This window comes from Pseudomonas sp. 210_17 TE3656 (genome assembly GCF_054821965.1).
Map to the genome: position 1 here is coordinate 5231454 of NZ_JBTRBC010000001.1, position 17034 is coordinate 5248487.

The 17034-nt window shown below is 61.6% G+C and carries 11 protein-coding genes; 3 read left to right on the plus strand and 8 right to left on the minus strand.

Going from position 1 to position 17034, the window contains the following annotated elements; genetic code table 11:
* The first annotated feature begins 34 nt into the window (after positions 1-34).
* Positions 35-1597 carry a threonine ammonia-lyase, biosynthetic gene (gene ilvA / locus ACVI9W_RS24130; RefSeq protein ID WP_461531505.1) on the plus strand — a complete coding sequence of 521 codons (1563 nt, stop codon included), beginning with the start codon at positions 35-37 and terminating at the stop codon, positions 1595-1597.
* Between the two features lie 82 nt (positions 1598-1679).
* Positions 1680-2828: an L-threonine dehydrogenase gene (gene yiaY, locus ACVI9W_RS24135; RefSeq protein WP_157192397.1), complete on the plus strand. Its 1149-nt coding sequence runs from the start codon at positions 1680-1682 to the stop codon at positions 2826-2828.
* Between the two features lie 76 nt (positions 2829-2904).
* Here yiaY and ACVI9W_RS24140 read toward each other — a convergent pair whose 3' ends face one another.
* The gene (locus ACVI9W_RS24140) at positions 2905-4257 is read right to left on the minus strand and encodes a GntP family permease (RefSeq protein WP_038610434.1); all 1353 of its coding nucleotides are present in this window, start codon (positions 4255-4257) and stop codon (positions 2905-2907) included.
* Positions 4258-4354: 97 nt separating this feature from the next.
* Entirely contained in the window at positions 4355-4894 is a 540-nt protein-coding gene (locus tag ACVI9W_RS24145; RefSeq protein ID WP_038610435.1) for a gluconokinase, read from the minus strand.
* Between the two features lie 207 nt (positions 4895-5101).
* Between ACVI9W_RS24145 and gntR the strand changes: the two genes are divergently transcribed.
* Positions 5102-6121 (plus strand): HTH-type transcriptional regulator GntR, encoded by a 1020-nt coding sequence (gene gntR / locus ACVI9W_RS24150; RefSeq protein WP_461531506.1) that lies wholly within the window; start codon positions 5102-5104, stop codon positions 6119-6121.
* A 15-nt stretch (positions 6122-6136) separates the two neighbouring features.
* Here gntR and ACVI9W_RS24155 read toward each other — a convergent pair whose 3' ends face one another.
* From ACVI9W_RS24155 to ACVI9W_RS24180, 6 genes are all read right to left on the minus strand, one after another.
* Entirely contained in the window at positions 6137-9415 is a 3279-nt protein-coding gene (locus ACVI9W_RS24155) for a transporter substrate-binding domain-containing protein (protein WP_461531507.1), read from the minus strand.
* A 7-nt stretch (positions 9416-9422) separates the two neighbouring features.
* Positions 9423-10034, minus strand: a complete 612-nt coding sequence (locus ACVI9W_RS24160) for a response regulator (RefSeq protein ID WP_461531508.1) — start codon at positions 10032-10034, stop codon at positions 9423-9425.
* 232 nt (positions 10035-10266) lie between these two features.
* Entirely contained in the window at positions 10267-12513 is a 2247-nt protein-coding gene (locus ACVI9W_RS24165; protein ID WP_461531509.1) for a FepA family TonB-dependent siderophore receptor, read from the minus strand.
* Positions 12514-12817: 304 nt separating this feature from the next.
* Entirely contained in the window at positions 12818-14263 is a 1446-nt protein-coding gene (locus ACVI9W_RS24170; RefSeq protein WP_461531510.1) for a curlin, read from the minus strand.
* Positions 14264-14280: 17 nt separating this feature from the next.
* Positions 14281-14754 (minus strand): curlin, encoded by a 474-nt coding sequence (locus ACVI9W_RS24175; RefSeq protein WP_461531511.1) that lies wholly within the window; start codon positions 14752-14754, stop codon positions 14281-14283.
* A gap of 18 nt (positions 14755-14772) precedes the next feature.
* Complete coding sequence (locus ACVI9W_RS24180; RefSeq protein WP_461531512.1) at positions 14773-17004, minus strand: Ig-like domain-containing protein; 2232 nt, start codon at positions 17002-17004, stop codon at positions 14773-14775.
* Positions 17005-17034 lie beyond the last annotated feature (30 nt).

The following is a 17034-nucleotide window of genomic DNA, read 5'->3' on the forward strand; positions in this document are numbered from 1 at the left end:
TCTCCTGGGCACTTTAAAAAACCAGGAGTCACTGATGACCAGCCTTGCCGTTAGCCCTCGCACACCGTCCGCGTCGCTGAACCTGCTGTCCGACTATGTGCGGCGCATTCTTGCTGCACCGGTGTACGACCTGGCAATCGAGACGCCCCTGCAGTTGGCGCCAGCCTTGTCCGCGGCCCTGGGCAATCAGGTGTTGCTCAAGCGTGAAGACCTGCAACCGACTTTCTCGTTCAAGATCCGCGGCGCCTATAACCGTCTCAGCCGCCTGAACCCGGCCCAGCGCGGCCGTGGAGTAATCACCGCATCGGCCGGCAACCACGCCCAGGGGGTGGCCCTGGCGGCGCGGGAGCTGGGTATGCGCGCTACCATCGTCATGCCGACCACCACACCGGAGTTGAAGGTCAACGGGGTGCGCTCACGCGGTGGTGAAGTGGTCCTGCATGGCGACAGTTTTCCTCATGCCCTGGCCCATGCGCTGAAACTCGCCGATAGTGAGGGCGCGACCTTTGTCCCGCCCTTCGACGATCCGGACGTGATCGCAGGCCAGGGCACGGTGGCCATGGAGATCCTGCGTCAGCAGCCGGGCGCGCTGGATGCGATCTTCGTTCCCGTGGGTGGCGGCGGCTTGATCGCCGGGATCGCCGCCTACGTCAAATACCTGCGCCCTGAAGTGAAGGTGATCGGCGTCGAACCTCAGGACTCCAACTGCCTGCAGGCCGCCATGCTGGCCGGTGAGCGGGTGGTGTTGGCGCAGGTCGGCAGTTTTGCCGAGGGTGTGGCCGTGGCGCAGATCGGTGCGCATTGCTTCGAGCTGTGCCGACACTATGTGGACGAGGTGATCACCGTCAGCAACGATGAGCTGTGCGCCGCGATCAAGGATATCTACGACGACACCCGCTCGATCACCGAGCCGTCCGGCGCCCTGGCGGTGGCCGGAATCAAGAAGTACGTCGCCCGCGAGCAGGTTCAGGGCCAGACCTTGGTGGCGATCGACTCGGGAGCCAACGTCAACTTCGACCGCCTGCGCCATGTCGCCGAACGCGCCGAGCTGGGCGAGCAGCGCGAAGCGATCATCGCCGTGACCATCCCGGAGCAGCCCGGCAGTTTCCGCGCCTTCTGCCAGGCCCTGGGCAAACGCCAGATCACCGAGTTCAACTACCGCTATTACCCGGGCAAGGAAGCGCGGCTGTTCGTCGGCGTGCAGACTCACCCGCAGCATGATCCGCGCGATCAGTTGCTGGCCAGCCTGAGTGCCCAGGGCTACAGCGTGCTCGATCTGACCGATAACGAACTGGCCAAGCTGCACGTACGCCACACGGTGGGCGGGCATGCCGGGCCGGGGGCGAAAGAGCGGGTGATGCGCTTTGAATTCCCGGAGCGTCCAGGCGCTTTGCTGGGCTTTCTGGAGCGTCTGGGCAAACGCTGGAACATCAGCCTGTTCCACTACCGCAACCACGGTGCGGCTGAAGCACGGGTGTTCGCGGCGCTGGAGGTGCCGGAAGAAGAGCAGGCCGGCTTGCCTGCGGCCCTCGATGCCATGGGTTATCGCTACTGGGATGAAACCGACAACCCGGCCTACCGGTTGTTCCTCGGCTGAGCAAGGCTTGCCCCAGATCAACACGTAGTGGGGCATAGAGGCGGATCCTGAAGGCAATGGAATATTGCACGAGGGTTTCGCCATGAGCAGCACGTTCTTCATCCCCGCCGTCAACATCATGGGCATCGACTGCCTCGACGAAGCGATGGCCGCCATCGCCGGCTACGGATTGCGCAAGGCGCTGATCGTCACCGACACCGGCCTGGCCAAGGCCGGGGTCGCCGAGCGTATTGCCGAACTGCTGGCGATGCGTGACATCGACTCGTCGATTTTCGACGGCGCCAAACCCAACCCCAGCATCGCCAACGTCGAGCAAGGCCTGGCGCAGTTGCAGCGCGAGCGCTGCGATTGTGTGATTTCCCTCGGTGGCGGCTCGCCCCATGACTGCGCCAAGGGCATTGCCCTGTGCGCGACCAACGGCGGCAAGATCAGCGACTATGAGGGGGTCGACCGCTCGGCCAAGCCGCAGCTACCGTTGATTGCCATCAACACCACGGCTGGCACAGCCAGTGAAATGACCCGTTTCTGCATCATCACCGACGAGGCGCGCCATGTGAAAATGGCCATCGTCGACCGCAACGTCACGCCCTTGCTGTCGGTCAACGACCCGGCATTGATGGCGGCCATGCCCAAGGGCCTGACCGCAGCGACCGGTATGGATGCGCTGACCCACGCCATCGAGGCCTATGTCTCCACGGCCGCCACACCGATTACCGATGCCTGTGCCATCAAGGCAATTGAACTGATCAGCCAGAACCTGCGCCAGGCCGTGGCCGTTGGCAGCGACTTGCAGGCGCGGGAAAACATGGCCTATGCGCAGTTCCTCGCCGGCATGGCCTTCAATAACGCCTCGTTGGGTTATGTGCACGCCATGGCGCACCAGCTGGGCGGTTTCTACGACCTGCCGCATGGTGTGTGCAACGCCGTGCTGCTGCCGCATGTGCAGCGCTTCAATGCCAAGGTCAGCGCCGCGCGCTTGCGTGATGTAGCCAAGGCGATGGGCGTGGAAGTGTCGGGCATGAGTGCGGAGCAGGGCAGTGATGCGGCGATTGCAGCGATTGAGAGCCTGTCACGGGATATTGATATCCCGGCCGGTCTGGCGGTGTTGGGCGCCAAAGAAGCGGATGTGCCGACCCTGGCCAGTAATGCGCTGAAAGATGCCTGTGGCCTGACCAACCCGCGGGTGGCCAGTCAGGAGGAGATTGAGGGTATCTTCAAGGCTGCCTTTTAAGCGCATCGCGGGGCAAGCCCGCTCCCACAGGTTTATCACAAACCTGTGGGAGCGGGCTTGCCCCGCGATAAGGCCTTCAGACCACCAAAGACAACAGCATGATAAAGATGATGCCGACCACCGAAAGGATGGTCTCCATCATGCTCCAGGTTTTGAAGGTCTCGGCCACGGTCATGTTGAAGTACTGTTTCACCAGCCAGAAACCGGCGTCGTTGACGTGCGACAGAATCAACGAACCGGCACCGGTAGCCAGCACCAGCAGCTCACGGTTGACCCCCGGCATCATGCCGATCACCGGTGCCACGATACCGGCACCGGTAATGGTCGCCACTGTCGCCGACCCCGTGGCAATACGAATCACCGCCGCCACCAGCCAGGCCAGCATGATCGGAGAAATCTGCGCCTGCACGGCCATCTGGCCGATGACATTACCTACCCCGGTGTCCACCAGCATCTGCTTGAAACCACCCCCGGCACCGACAATCAATATGATCGCGGCGGTGGGCGCCAGGCTCTGGTCGAGCAGTTTCATGATCTGCTGACGCGAGAAGCCCCGGGCTGCACCAAAGGTATAGAACGCCAGCAGCAGTGCGGCGAGCAGGGCGGTGATCGGGTGGCCGATCAGGTCCATCCATTGGCGCACGATGTGTTCAGCCGGCAACACCACATCGGCGAAGGTCTTCAGCAGCATCAGGAACACTGGCAGCAGCACGGTGATCAGGGTCACAGTGAAACTGGGCAGGTTCTTTTGCTCGGATTCGCGGGCAATCTGGTCCATCAGCTCCTGGGACGGCGATCCCGGAATGTAGCGGGAGATGAAGTTGCCGTACAACGGGCCGGCAATGATCGCGGTGGGCAGCGCGACGATCAGGCCATAGAAAATGGTCTTGCCGATATCGGCATTGAAAATGCCGATGGCCAGCAGCGGCCCCGGATGCGGCGGCACCAGGCCATGCACCACCGACAGCCCGGCGAGCAGCGGAATACCGATCTTGATCAGCGACACCCCGGAACGCCTGGCGACGATGAATACCAGCGGAATCAGCAGCACAAAGCCGATTTCGAAGAACAGCGGAATACCCACCAGGAACGCGGCGAACATCATCGCCCAGTGCACTTTCTGTTTGCCGAAGGCCCGGATCAGCGTCTGCGCGATCTGGTCGGCGCCGCCAGAGTCGGCCATCAGTTTGCCGAGCATGGTACCCAGGGCGAGGACGATACCGACAAAGCCAAGCACGCCACCAAAGCCGTCCTGGAAGGACTTCATGACCTTGGCCACTGGCATGCCCGAGGTCAGGCCGAGAAAGCCGGCGGCCAGGGTCAGGGCGACAAAGGGGTGGACCTTGAAGTGGGTGATCAGCAGCACCAGGCCGACGATGGTGACCACTGCATCGAGCAGCAGGTAGGTATCAGTTGCCAAACCGAACATGGTTCAGTGCCTCATTTTGTCATTGTTGTGGGCGGAGCATTTGCAGCGTTTACGTATCAAGATAGCGCTATCTTTGGTGAGCCGGAAAACCGCCTGATCAGGCCGTTCGCGCCAGCACCGGCTCACCGCAAGGCTTTAGCCACAGGTCGACCTGCACCGCCAGTTGTGCCACCGGCAGTGTGGCATCCAGGGGCAGGGTCAGGGCTTCGCCATTGGGGCGTTCGAGGGCAGCGAACTGGCTGTCGATCAGGCTAGCCGGCATGAAGTGTCCAGGGCGGGCAAGCACCCGGCGGCTGGCTTCTGCAGGGGTGAGATCGAGAAACACGAAACCCAGGTCGGGCACGGCATGGCGCAAGGCGTCACGATAGCGCTTTTTCAGCGCCGAACAGGTCAGGATCGGGCGTTCACCGGACTTGAGGGTGGCCTGCATCTCTTCACCCAGACGGATCAGCCAACCGGCACGGTCATCATCGTCCAGGGGAATGCCGGCACTCATCTTTTCGATGTTGGCGGCAGGGTGGAAGTCGTCGCCTTCGATCAGGCGACCGCCGCTCAAGCCGGCAATGGCGGCACCGACGTAGCTCTTGCCGCAGCCAGCTACGCCCATGACCACGATCGCGGATAGGGGTGGGTTCATCGGTACCTCCTGCAGGGCAAGATAGCGCTATCTTTAGCCGCGACTGAATTAGCCTCGGGCGCTTCTTTCCCAGATGTTATTGATCTTGTATTCAGCAGTCTGGATGCTCATTTCAGGTCACCTGCAGTTATGCATTGCCTGTGTAGTGAGACAGCGCTACCTTAGTGCCCGTTCCCCATTCTTTGCAAGTCGAAAATACAATTCCCCATGACCCGCATCGGCTCCCGCACTACCGGTCGTCCCACTCTGGCTGAAGTGGCCAGGCTTTCCGGGGTTTCCCCGATTACCGCTTCGCGCGCCCTGCGCGGGGTCAGCACCGTTGCCCCGGAGCTGGTCGAGAAGGTCAAGCTGGCAGCAACCACCCTCGGTTATGTCGCCAACCCGGCGGCCCGAGCGTTGGCCTCGGCGCAGAGCGAGTCGATCGTGGTATTGATCCCGTCGCTGTCCAACCAGTTGTTCATCGAGACTCTGGAGGCCGTCCACGAGGTCATGCGCCCGCGGGGCCTTGAGGTGCTGATCGGTAACTATCACTACGATATCGCCGAAGAAGAAAACCTGATTCGCAACTATCTGGCCTACCAGCCGCGCGGCATGCTGCTCACCGGCTTCGATCGCAGCGAAGCGTCCAAGCAGATGCTCAACGCCAGTGGCGTGCCCTGTGTGCACATGATGGAGCTGGGGCTGCAGGAGCAGGGCATGTCGGTGGGCTTTTCCCAGCAGCAGGCCGGTGCGGCGGCGGCGCAGCACCTGCTTGAGCGCGGCTGCCAGCGCCTGGGCTTCATCGCCGCGCAGCTCGACCCACGGGTGATGCAGCGTGCCGAAGGTTTTCGCCAGGCCCTGGTCGAAGCGGGGCGCTATGCCCGTGAACTGCAGGTGTTGTCGCCGCAGCCGTCGTCCATCGGTCTGGGTGGTGAGTTGTTCAGGCAGTTGCTGGCCGAACATGGCGATGTCGATGGCATTTTCTTCTGCAACGACGACCTGGCCCAAGGGGCGATTCTTGAGGCACTGCGCCTGGGCGTAAAGGTGCCGCAACAAGTGGCCATGGTCGGTTTCAACGATCTGCCGGCTTCAGCGCATATGGTTCCGCGCCTGACCTCGATCCGCACCCCGCGCGCCGCCATTGGCCGGTGCGCCGCCCAGGCCTTGCTGGGCTTGCTCGATGGCAAGCGTGGCACCGTGCACAACCAGGATCTGGGCTTTGAACTGGTGGTCCGCGAGAGCAGCTGAGCCGTGGAAGCGGGTTCAGGTGGTTTGGCTCAGCTGTTTTTCCAGGGTTAGCAAACTGTGCTCCAGGGTAACGAGCAACACTTTGAGCTGTTCATCCGTGGCATCACCGAGACTGGCCTGCTCCAGCGCTTCGCAATTGTGCACCAGCCCGCGCGCTTTGAGCATCTTGGCGCCGCCTTTGATCCGGTGGGCCAGGGCACGCAGGCTGTTACGTGAAGGCTGCGGGCCCAAGGCGCGCAGAGCATTGAGGTCTTCGTGGTTGCTGCGTGCCAGTTCGCCGACCAGGCGGCGGATCAGCGCTGGGTCGCCCAAGGTCAGGTACTGGAGGTTGTCGATGTTGAAGCCACTGGCGTGTCGGTCATCGTCGGCAGTTTCCGGCAGCGGCGTCTGGGAAGTACCGGCCTGCAGATGACGGCGCAGTTCGGCCAGCCCAATGGGCTTGAACAGGCAGCCGTTCATGCCGCTGGCCAGGCAACGCTCGCGTTCCTCGGCTTGGGCATTGGCGGTCAGGCCGAGAATCAGGCAGGCAGGTAGCTGCAGCCGCTGCTCCTGGGCGCGGATCTGCCGGGCCAATTGATGCCCGTCCATATCTGGCATGTGGCAATCGGTGATCACCGTATCGAAGTCGCCTTCTTGCCAAAGCGCCAGCGCCTGCTGAGCGTCGCAGGCCTGAATGACCCGGTGGCCAAGTACCGTGAGTTGACGTTCGAGCAGCATCAGGTTGGCGGGGTAATCGTCCACCACCAGAATGGACTGCGTCGGCATGCTATTGCCGCTGGTCCGTGGTTTGCTGTCGGTGTGAGCGGCAGATTCGGCCAGGGCCAGGCTCAGTGTGACCTCGACACGTGTGCCCTGGTGCGGGGCGCTGTGCAGGTTCAACGTTCCGCCCATGAGCTCACACAGGCTACGGCTGATGACCAGGCCCAGCCCTGTGCCCTGGCGTGCCGTTTGCGTACCGACCTGGGCAAAATGCTGGAACAGGCGCTGCTGATCTTCGCTGCTGATGCCGATGCCGCTGTCTATGACCTCCAGCAGAACCTGCAGTTGTCCATCCTCGCGCTGGTGAAGCCGAAGACTGACCTTGACGCTGCCCTGATCGGTGAATTTGATTGCATTGCTTACCAGGTTCGAGAGGATCTGCTTGAGACGCAGCGAATCGACCAGGACCAGATGCTGCGTGGACTGCAGATTGCTTTCCAGTCTCAGTCCTTTGAGCCTGGCGTTGCCTTCGAATACCCGCACGGTAGCGCTGACCAGGGCATTGAGGTCGGTCGGCTGCGGCGCCAGAGACATGTGCCCGGATTCGATACGGGCAATGTCGAGAATGTCGCCGATCAGTTCCAGCATGCCATTGGCCGACTCGAATGCCACCTGTAGGGACGCGCGGTCGGCACGGCCTTGTTCAGCATCCTGGACGGCTAGTTCAAGCAGACCGATGACCGCGTTCATCGGCGTACGGATCTCATGGCTCATGGTCGCCAGGAAGGTGCTTTTAGCGCGACTGGCGTCTTCGGCCTGCTCTTTGGCCAGGCGTAACTCTTCAAGCAGGCGCTTGCTGAATCCGAGCTCCGTTTGCAGGGCCTGCTCGGCCGCACTGCGTTGCTGGATCAGTTTGCGCAGGTAGCGGTTCCAGAGAATCACCGCCGCGATCAGTACCCCGGCGCCCAGCAGGATCTGCAGGATAAGCCCGCGGTAGTTGTACCAGAGGCTGTCGCTGATCAGTGCGTTGGTACGCCAGCGGCCGGTCAGTTCGGTCATTTCGTCAGGCGTGATGCTGAGCAGGGCTTTGTCGAGGATCGAGTGCAAATGTGTGGCGTTACGGCCCACAGCAAAGGAGAAAATGCCTGGTTGGTCACCGTAGATAGAGGCAATTTGCAGACGATCCTTGAACATGCGGCTGACAAAATAGGCAGCGTTGATCTGCGAGCTCAAGGCCACATCGGCCTTGCCCTGCGCCACAGATTCCATCAGCGACAACGGGTTATCGACGGCTACCAATGTGGTTTGCGGGTAGCGCAGACGCAGCTCGGCTTCGACCGGCGAGACGTCACGTATCAACGCCAGGCGCTTGCCGTTGAGCTGTGCGGCGCCGCTCAGGCTGGAGTTGTCAGTACGGGTGACCAGTACTCGCGGGGTAATCAAGTAAGGGCGAGTGAAGCGCAAAGTGCCTTCGCGAGCCGGGGTGGGCGGCAGCACACCGGCGATATCGACGTGACCTAGTTCGACCTGCCTGATCATTTGCGCTATCGAATCGACCACTTGAATGTCGAACTTCAGACCGGTGCGCAGGCTGATCTGGTCAAGGACATCGGCTGTGATGCCGCGAAACTGATGACGGTCATCGTAAAAGCTCATGGGCGCAAAGTACTTGTTGATCGCCACCCGCACCCGTGGATGCTGCTCGATCCAGCTGCGCTCAGCGGCGCTCAGGCTCAGGCTGCTGCGGTTGAGCAGCACCCGGGTACTGCCGCTGGTCCAGCGGCGCAGAATGTTCAAACGGTCGTTGTCGCCGATGCGGTCGAGTGCCTGATTGAGCAGGCGCAGTACGTTAGGGTTGTTGCGGGACACGGCAAAGGCGAAGGTGCCGCGCAGGTTCTTGATGAAGTGATCGATCTGCACGCTGCCCAAATAGACGCGGGTAATCAGGTAGTCACTGCTGACCGCGTCGCCGAGAAACGCGTCGGCCTTTCCCAGCGATACGGCCGAGAGGCCTGCCAGGTTGGAGCTGTAAAGTTGCAGTTTCGCCTGCGGGTAAAGCGCGGTGACGACAGGGGTTGGCAGATAGTGATCGACCATCGCCAGGCGCAACCCTGCAAGCTTGTCGTTGAGCCCCAGGGATTTCCCTGAACCGATGGCAATCACCGATTGGTCGTCGGTGTAAGCGCGGCTAAGTACCAGTTGCGCATCGGCGGCTTCGAAGGCATTGGAACTGCCCAGCAGATCGATCTTGCCGGCATGCAGCGCGGCAATCGCCTGGGCGCGATCGGCAAAGCGCCGGACCTCGATCGGAATGCCGAGTAGCTCACTGACCAATCCGGCGTAGTCGGCAGTCAAACCTTCATAGTCACTGTTGCTGACATTGATATCGAACGGCGGGTAGTCGGGATTGGTGGTGCCGAGCAGCAAGTGATGCTTGTGCTTGAGCCAGTTTCGGTCTTCGGCTGACAGCGCCAGCGTCGTGCTGCTGATCGACCGCGCCAGTAGTTGGCGTGGTTCACCGACATCGATGGCAAAGGCGAGGAGTGTCTGCAGGCTTAGCAGGCAACCTAGCAGTAAGGCTGTGAGCCGGCTCATGGCGGGCTCAGAGCGAATGACGGCGCGACAGTTCGATCAGCTCCACGAAGGATCGCAGCTCCAGTTTGTCCAGGATCCGGGTTTTGTAGGTGCTGACGGTTTTCGCACTCAGGTGCATGCATTCAGCGATGGCGTTGTTCGATTGTCCTTCTATCAGCAGCCGTAGTACGGCTAACTCCTGATCGGAAAGTTTCTTCAAGCGCTGTTGTTCGCTCAGCATTGGACCGTGCTGCATCGGTAGGTCGGGAAAAACCGAGTAGCCCTTGATCATGGCTTTCAATGCCGACAACAGGGCTTCGAGGTCTTCGTCCTTGCGAATGAAGGCCGAAGCACCGGCGTCCAGGCAGCGGCGGGCAAACAGATTGGCGGGTTGGCCGGTCAGCACCATCACACGTGGCGCAGGTTCGAGTTGCTGCAAGCGTTTCAATACGCTCAGGCCATCAATACCTGGCAGACCGATGTCGAGAATCACCACGCCAGGGCGAAGGTCCCGTGCCATCTGCGCTGCAGTTTCACCGTCGTGGGCTTCACCGACGACAGTGAAGTGTTCGCGTTCAAGCAGCATGCGAACGGCCAAGCGCACGGTGGAGTGGTCGTCAACAATCAACACAGAGGTCAAAGTTCAGCTCCTTGTCGAGTATGTAAGCAAAATCCCGAGTCATTCAGGAGGGCGGCTCTGGCCTGGGCCGGAAGGGCGCCAACGATACGTCGATTCAAGGAACGATAGTACGGGGGGCATAGTTGTGTTGAATTTATCGGGTAGCGTTGACGAAAAATCCTACAGGTGAAGAGTTTTCGTCCGGCTCGATCTAGTCAGGGGCGGCACAATGTTGTGCGGCCCCTGTAGGTTTTTAGAACGAAGTGGTGAAGGAAGCGTAGTAGGCCCGTCCAGCTTCGTTGTAGGTCAATGCACCGGCTTCGTCAGAATTACCTTCACGGTACAGGCGCTTGTCGAACAGGTTGTTGACCCCGACCCGCACACTCAGGTGCTTGTTGAATTCATAGCCACTGCTGATGCCGACCAGCCCATAAGGGTCGACGTCCTTTTGCACTTTGGGGTCCAGCGCTTCATTGGCGCGGGCGTTGTAGCCGGGTGCTTCCTGCTTGCCATAGTAGGTGCCGTTGAGCTGGAACGAGAGTTTGTCGGTGGCATTCCAGTCCAGAGTCGAGTTGACCGTGTACTCGGGGATGATGCTCAGCGGTTCACCGGTTTTCTTGTTTTCTGATTCGATCATGTAGGTGAAGTTGGTGTTCCAGTCCAGGCTTGGTGTGAGCGCGATGAACAGGTTGCCTTCCACCCCTTGCACCACCGCTTTGCCGGTATTCTCCCAGCGCAGGATACGGCGGCCGTTGGGCAGGCGGAACAAGGTCTGGTTACCGGCCTCGATCTTGTTCTTGTAATCGTTACGGAAGTAGGTGGCGCTGGTGCGCCAGGTGCCTTTGTCGTAAGCCAGGCCCAGCTCTTTGTTGACGCTGGTTTCCGGGTCGAGGTTGGCGTTGCCCAGCAAGTAGCAGCCGCCTTCGTTGACTTCGCTGGAGTTGCAGCCAGCACCACGGCTGTAGAGCAGGTAATTGGGGTTGGCCTGGTACAGGTTCGGGGTCTTGTAGGCGCGGGCGATACCGCCCTTGACGCTCAAGGCTTCGGTGATCTGGTGCGAGGCGTTGAGGCTTGGGCTCCAGTTGCTGCCGAAGTCCTCGTGATGGTCGTAGCGCAGGCCGGGGGTGACGATGGTGTTGGCGCCGACTTCGATGTTGTCTTCGGCGTACAGGGCGAAGCTGCGTGCAGTGGATTTGGTCTGGGAACGGTCGAAGCCTGGCAGTTCGGCGCCCGGGTCATAGCTTTGCGGACGCAGCGAGCCTGGGTCGTTGAGCGACTCGTAAAGGTATTCGCCGCCCAGGGTCAGCACTTGTTCAAGGCCGACATTCAGTGGCAGGTTGACCTCGCCGGTGGCGCGGGTATTGCGCAGGCGCGATTCAAAGCGTCCGGCACTGCCTGAGGGGGCACCTTCACCCCAGCCGGCCAGGCCTTCATTGAGGCGAGCGTTGCGGGTCAGGTCGTAGGACAGCGACGCGGTCGAGGTGCCCCAGTCGTAGTCACCGCGATGGGTCGCGGCGAAACTGGAGCGTTGCATGACGTTGGTTTCCTTGCCGACCTGGCTTTCGACGAATTCGCCACCGGCGTTGAGCATGGTGTCACCGGCGAAGATATTGCCCTGGCGACTGTAGCTTGCTTCCAGGTCGACGGTGTTGGCCGGGTCGATCTTCCAGCTCAGCATGCCGTTGATGTCTTTGTTGCGTACGCCTTCACGGCCGGCCATCAAGGACTCTTCATAGGCCTGGTGCGCCGAGTTGATTTTCATGTCATCGGCGTCGGTCTTGTTCAGGTTGCCGTACACGCGAAAGATCAGGCTGTCGGTCAGCGGCCCGCTGAGGCTGAAGTTGACACGCTTGCCAGTGCCCTCGGCATCGTCCTCGGGAAGCATGGTGTAGAGGGTCATGGAACCGCGCAGGTCCTCGGTCGGGCGTTTGGTGATGATGTTCACCACACCGCCCATGGCCCCGGAACCGTAGCGCGCGGCCGCCGGGCCGCGCAGGATTTCGATGCGCTCGACTTCTTCGGCGGGTACCCAGTTGGTTTCGCCGCGGGTGTCGCGGTCGCCGCTCCAGCCGTATCGCACGGCATTGCGCGAGGTCGAAGGCTTGCCGTCGATGAGGATCAAGGTGTTTTCCGGGCCCATGCCGCGCAGGTCGATCTGGCGGTTGTTGCCGCGCGCACCGCTGCTGCTGTTGCCGGTAAGGTTGACCCCGGGTTCGCGGCGGATGATGTCGGAGAGGTCGTTGACCGGCGGGCGTTTCTTGATGTCTTCAGCAGTGATGATCGACACACCGGGGGCCTGTTTGAGCTCCTCTTCGGCAGTGCCCAGCACTTTGGTGTCTTCCAGTTCGATGGCCTGGCGGGTGCCCGCGACCGGGAGGTCGGTAGGCTGGATTTGCACTTCATCGGCGGGCAGTTGCAGGGGAGCGGCGGTGAGGGTCGAGGAGCCCAGTGTTGCCAGCAAGGCAATACTCAAGGGGCTGAGGTTGAAGCGCGACGCCATGTCAAATGTCTCCTTGAACAAAGGGTGAGCAGGGCCCGGGACTGGTGGGCCTTGCTCAAGGCGTCGAGAATGATAAGGATTAGCATTTACATGTAAAGCCTTCAGGCGAGAAATAAAATATTAACGGGTCGCGAGCGAAGGCTCTGAGTCAAGGGTTTTGGCGGGGGGAGTGGGTTAGCAGGGGCCTGGGGAGAGGAAAAAGGACCGCAGTCACCCCCATCGGTAACTGCGGCCAAGCGGGAAAATTCAGTGAGCAATATCGTGAGGCAAGTTGCACCGCCGCTGGTACAAGCCGGCGGTGATGCTATTGCTGCAACACAGTGGCCTGGTTGCCGTAGCCATACTGCTGGACGGTCGCGTTCATGCTCGCGCCGCTCTGCTCGACCGAGGCCTGGTTGTAGGAGCCACCTTGAGTCACGTAGGCGACATTGACGCCTTCGGTCTGTTTGATGGTGGCGCTGTTGTGGTCACCGTACAGCTGCCAGGTGGAGCTCTGGTTGCCAGTGCCGGACTGGTCCAGCTTGACAACGTTGCTCTCGCCAGCGCTGGAGCCGGTGGCGTAGTTGGTGGTGCCGCGTTGATCGGCGATCAGCAGGTTGTCAGTGCCGTTCTGTTCAAAGTACAGCTCGTTGTTGGTGTCGACCTGGGTCACTTCGGCGGTGTTGCCGGTGCCGTACTGGTCCAGCCGCGCCATTTGCGCGACGTCCTTCTGGGTCAGGTTGGCGCTGTTGCCGCTGCCGTTCTGGTTGATCACTGCCGTCTGGCTGTAGCCGAACTGACCACCGGATTTATCGCCTTTCCAGTTGCTGGCCAGCACCTTGTTGCCCGTGCCGTTTGAGCTGACTTCCAGCACATGGTTGTCGCCGGTCTGGTAGGTGAAGCTGACGTTGCCGTTACCTGACTGGGCCAGGGTCGACAGCGAACCTGTCGATTCGTATTGGTCGGCGTAGATGGCGTTGAGATTGCCGCTCTGGAAGATGCTGGCGACGTTGCTTTCACCAAAACTCTGGTCGATCACACCTTCGTTGGTCATGCCATATTGGGTAACCGATGCGTGGCTGTCCGCCTGGGTGTCCTGCCAGACTTCGGTGGAGTTGCTCGCGCCGTTCTGGGTAATGGTGACGGTACCCCCCTGACCCTCGCGCTGATCGCCATAGGCCCAGTTGCTCTCACCGGTCTGATAGATGCCGATCTGGCCGTCGGTATGGTTGATGTGTTCGGCGGCGCTGTAGTTGTCGGTACCGGACTGGATGCTCAAGGCGTTGTTGGCAGCACCGCCGTTCAATTGCTCGACGAAGGCACGGTTATCGCTACCGTACTGCATCGTGGTGCCTGTGCTGCCAGTCTGACTGTCCTGGTAGACGAACGAGAAGTTACCGCTGCCTTCCTGGGTCTGCTCGGCTTCGTTTTCGGTACCCAGGGACTGGCTGGCATGGGTGTTGTTCAGCGCCCCGGACGATTGCTGTTTGATCTGGCTGCCGAACTCGAACAGTTGCTCGGCGTAACCGGCGTTGTATTCACCGGTGGTGCTCTGCTGGATCTTGCTGTTGCCACCTTCCTGCTTGGCGGCGTGGTTGTTGCCCAGGCCGACCTGGTCTTGAGTGGTAATGCTCAACGGGGCAGCGGTCTGTTTGACCTCTGCGATGTTCTCGGTACCCGACTGGTTCTGGGTCGACTGGCTTTCGTCGGCAATCGCCTGGCCTGCAAGGCACAGTACGATGGCGGCGCTTAAGGGAGCGAGCTTGAACATGGTGGTGCCTCCAGGTTTCAACGGTATTGGTTGACTTGCACACGCTGGCCGTTGCCGGCCTGGACCACCGAGCTTTGCAGCCCGGTGCCGTCCTGTTTGATGCTGGCGCTATTGCTGTTGCCGTATTGCTCGATGTTTGCGCGGTTGTTGCTGCCGCTCTGAGCAATCGAGGCACTGTTGCCATAGCCTTGTTGGTTGATGCTGGCCATCAGGTCGTTGCCTTGTTGCAGGATGTACGCCTCCTGCGCACCGCCCGACTGCACGATGCGACCCAGCAGGGCCTGACCGTCCTGGCCGATGGCGGCGCGGTTGGTCTGGCCGTTCTGCTCGATCTGCGCCTGCTGCCCGGTGCTGGCCGGCAGCGGTTGCAGCGACAGCGGTTCACCCAGGTCGCCACCGGGGCCGAGATCGGCGTTGTCCATCAAGTCGTCGGCCAGGGCGGCCTGACCCAGCAAGGTCAGGCACAGCAGCAAGGTGGTCAGGCGCGCCATGGTCATTTCTCCTGCGTTCTACTGCACGTTGACCGGCACGGTACGGACAGTGCCCTGGCTGGTGCGGATGGTCGCCGACGGTGCTGCGGTCGGGATCACCGTGGTGCTGTTGCTCACCGTCAACCGCCAGCGTCCGGTCAGCGGCACCGTGGTACTGCCCAGGGTGACCAGCCCGCTCGGGGTGGTGACCTGCACGGTGACGGTGTTACCGGTAGTCACCGACGAAGTGCCGGAGAGGTCCCAGTTGTAGCGGTTGTTGGAGCGCGCGGTGACGGTCGCGGTGGTGATGGCGAAGGTCTCTGCCGCCGGTTTTGGCGAGACCTGCACGGTTACCGTGGCAGGCGTCGACAGGGCTCCGAGGCTGTCGCGGGCGATGTAGGTGAAGCTGGTGGTGAACGGCGCCGGGATCGTTGCCGGTGGGGTGTAGGTGACCAGGTTGCCATCGGTGCTCACCGTGCCGCGGCCGTCCACAGGTTGCGACACGCTGTTGACCGCCAGAGGCGTGTTGCCTTCCGGATCGCTGTCGTTGAGCAGGACGTTGATCGGCAGGGCGACACCCAGGGTGGCAGCGGTGTCGTTGTTTGCCGTCGGCGCCTGGTTCGGGGCGACGTTGACGGTCACCGTGGTCACCTCTGACTTCAGCCCTTTGTTGTCCTGGGCACGGTAGGTGAAGGTTGCGGTCATCGGCCCGTTGACCACTGGCGGTGGGGTGTAGACCACTGCGGCGCTGCCGCTGAGGGCGACAGTTCCCAGACCTGGATCGGGTTGAGTCAGGTCAGCGATGCTCAGCGGCACGTTGTTGTCCGGGTCGCGGTCATTGCTCAGCAGGTTCAAGGTCAGCGGCACGCCGAAGCTGGTGCTGCCCTGATCCACAACGGCTACCGGCGCCTGGTTCTCGGCTTCGACCGGCGCATTGCCGACCACCACCACCGCTTCGGTATCACTGCCACCGGCGGCGGATTTGATCGTGACACTGGCCGGAGGCTGTGCCAGGTCATTGACCGTCAGGCTTTGCACGGTGCCGGACTTGGACAGGCGGCCATAGCCCTGGGCGACCAGGTCGGGCACCTGTACTTCGTCGCTGGAGCTGGCTTCGATCCGCAGGCGTTTATTGGCCCATTCGTAACGCGCAGTGGTGACCTTGACCACATCGCTGAGCTTGCGCGACAGCGCGGTGGGGCGGGTTTCCCCGCTAGGGTCGGTGGCGGTGACCACGACCACCGGTGGTGGCGCGCCAGGGCTCAGGCGGTGAGCGAAGAACAGGCCGTTGTTGTCAGGCAGCAGGTTGAACTGGCAAGGCGAAGCCGGAGTGCCGGGGACCAGTGCCAGGGTTTCGCGGAAGCACAGGGTGGCATTGTTCGGTGCCTTGGCGAACACCTCTACCCGGGTACCGGCTGAAGTACGCCGGTAGCTGGCGCGTTCGAGCTCTGCAGGGGTCTGTTTGCGGGCATCGAGCACCTTGCCGGACACGGTGAAAACGTCGGTGCGGATGGTGCCGGCCGGCCCTTTGATCTCCACATAGTTGGTGTTGAACGGGCTGCCGATGACGGCTTCAGTGATGTTCGGGTCGCCGATGAACGTTTCGCTGGCGCTGGTATCCGGGTTGATTTCGGTGTACGGGCCACCCGCACCGCGCAGGAACGGCCCCAAGGCACCTTTGAGCGCACCGCTGAAATCGCCTGGGGCACCGATGCCGACGTCACGGGTAATGTTGATCGCGCGCCGTCCTGGGCTCGTGACGTTGACGGTCTCGACACCATAGGGGTGGGTGATCACATAGGTGCCAGCCTGGGGCACCGAGACACGGATGCGGATCCGGGCAAAGCTCTGCTGGTCGCCATCGACCGGGTTCTCGGCGGCAAATGCGGCCTCGATACCGGCGACATAAACATCCATCTCATAGCCGCTGTTGCCCACTGCCGGAATCGAGGTTTCAGCCAGGTACCAGAACATCTCCGGTGGCCAGTTATCCGGGAACACCAGCGGCAGGGCATCATCGTAGACACCAGGCTCAGGCAGCAGCGTACACATATAGGCCGGTGGTACCGACACGGGCACCCGCGAACTCGCCGCTCTTGACTGGCACAGCTCCATGGACAGGTCGTTGTGGTCCTGGTACCACATCGGGTAACGCCCGGTGGCCAAGGTGTAGGGGCCCGGATCGACCGCTTTGAGGCCGGCCCAGGCAGTGCCGGCCAGCGAGAGGGAAAGCCCGGCTGCGCAGAGCGCCAGGCGTGGCCAGTTATTCATGCTGCCTCCTGCTACGGGACGTGGCGTAAT

Coding starts and splice junctions, on each gene's coding strand:
- ilvA (WP_461531505.1), top strand. CDS start 35: ATGACCAGCCTTGCCGTTAGCCCTCGCACACCGTCCGCGTCGCTGAAC.
- yiaY (WP_157192397.1), top strand. CDS start 1,680: ATGAGCAGCACGTTCTTCATCCCCGCCGTCAACATCATGGGCATCGAC.
- ACVI9W_RS24140 (WP_038610434.1), bottom strand. CDS start 4,257: ATGTTCGGTTTGGCAACTGATACCTACCTGCTGCTCGATGCAGTGGTC.
- ACVI9W_RS24145 (WP_038610435.1), bottom strand. CDS start 4,894: ATGAACCCACCCCTATCCGCGATCGTGGTCATGGGCGTAGCTGGCTGC.
- gntR (WP_461531506.1), top strand. CDS start 5,102: ATGACCCGCATCGGCTCCCGCACTACCGGTCGTCCCACTCTGGCTGAA.
- ACVI9W_RS24155 (WP_461531507.1), bottom strand. CDS start 9,415: ATGAGCCGGCTCACAGCCTTACTGCTAGGTTGCCTGCTAAGCCTGCAG.
- ACVI9W_RS24165 (WP_461531509.1), bottom strand. CDS start 12,513: ATGGCGTCGCGCTTCAACCTCAGCCCCTTGAGTATTGCCTTGCTGGCA.
- ACVI9W_RS24170 (WP_461531510.1), bottom strand. CDS start 14,263: ATGTTCAAGCTCGCTCCCTTAAGCGCCGCCATCGTACTGTGCCTTGCA.
- ACVI9W_RS24175 (WP_461531511.1), bottom strand. CDS start 14,754: ATGGCGCGCCTGACCACCTTGCTGCTGTGCCTGACCTTGCTGGGTCAG.
- ACVI9W_RS24180 (WP_461531512.1), bottom strand. CDS start 17,004: ATGAATAACTGGCCACGCCTGGCGCTCTGCGCAGCCGGGCTTTCCCTC.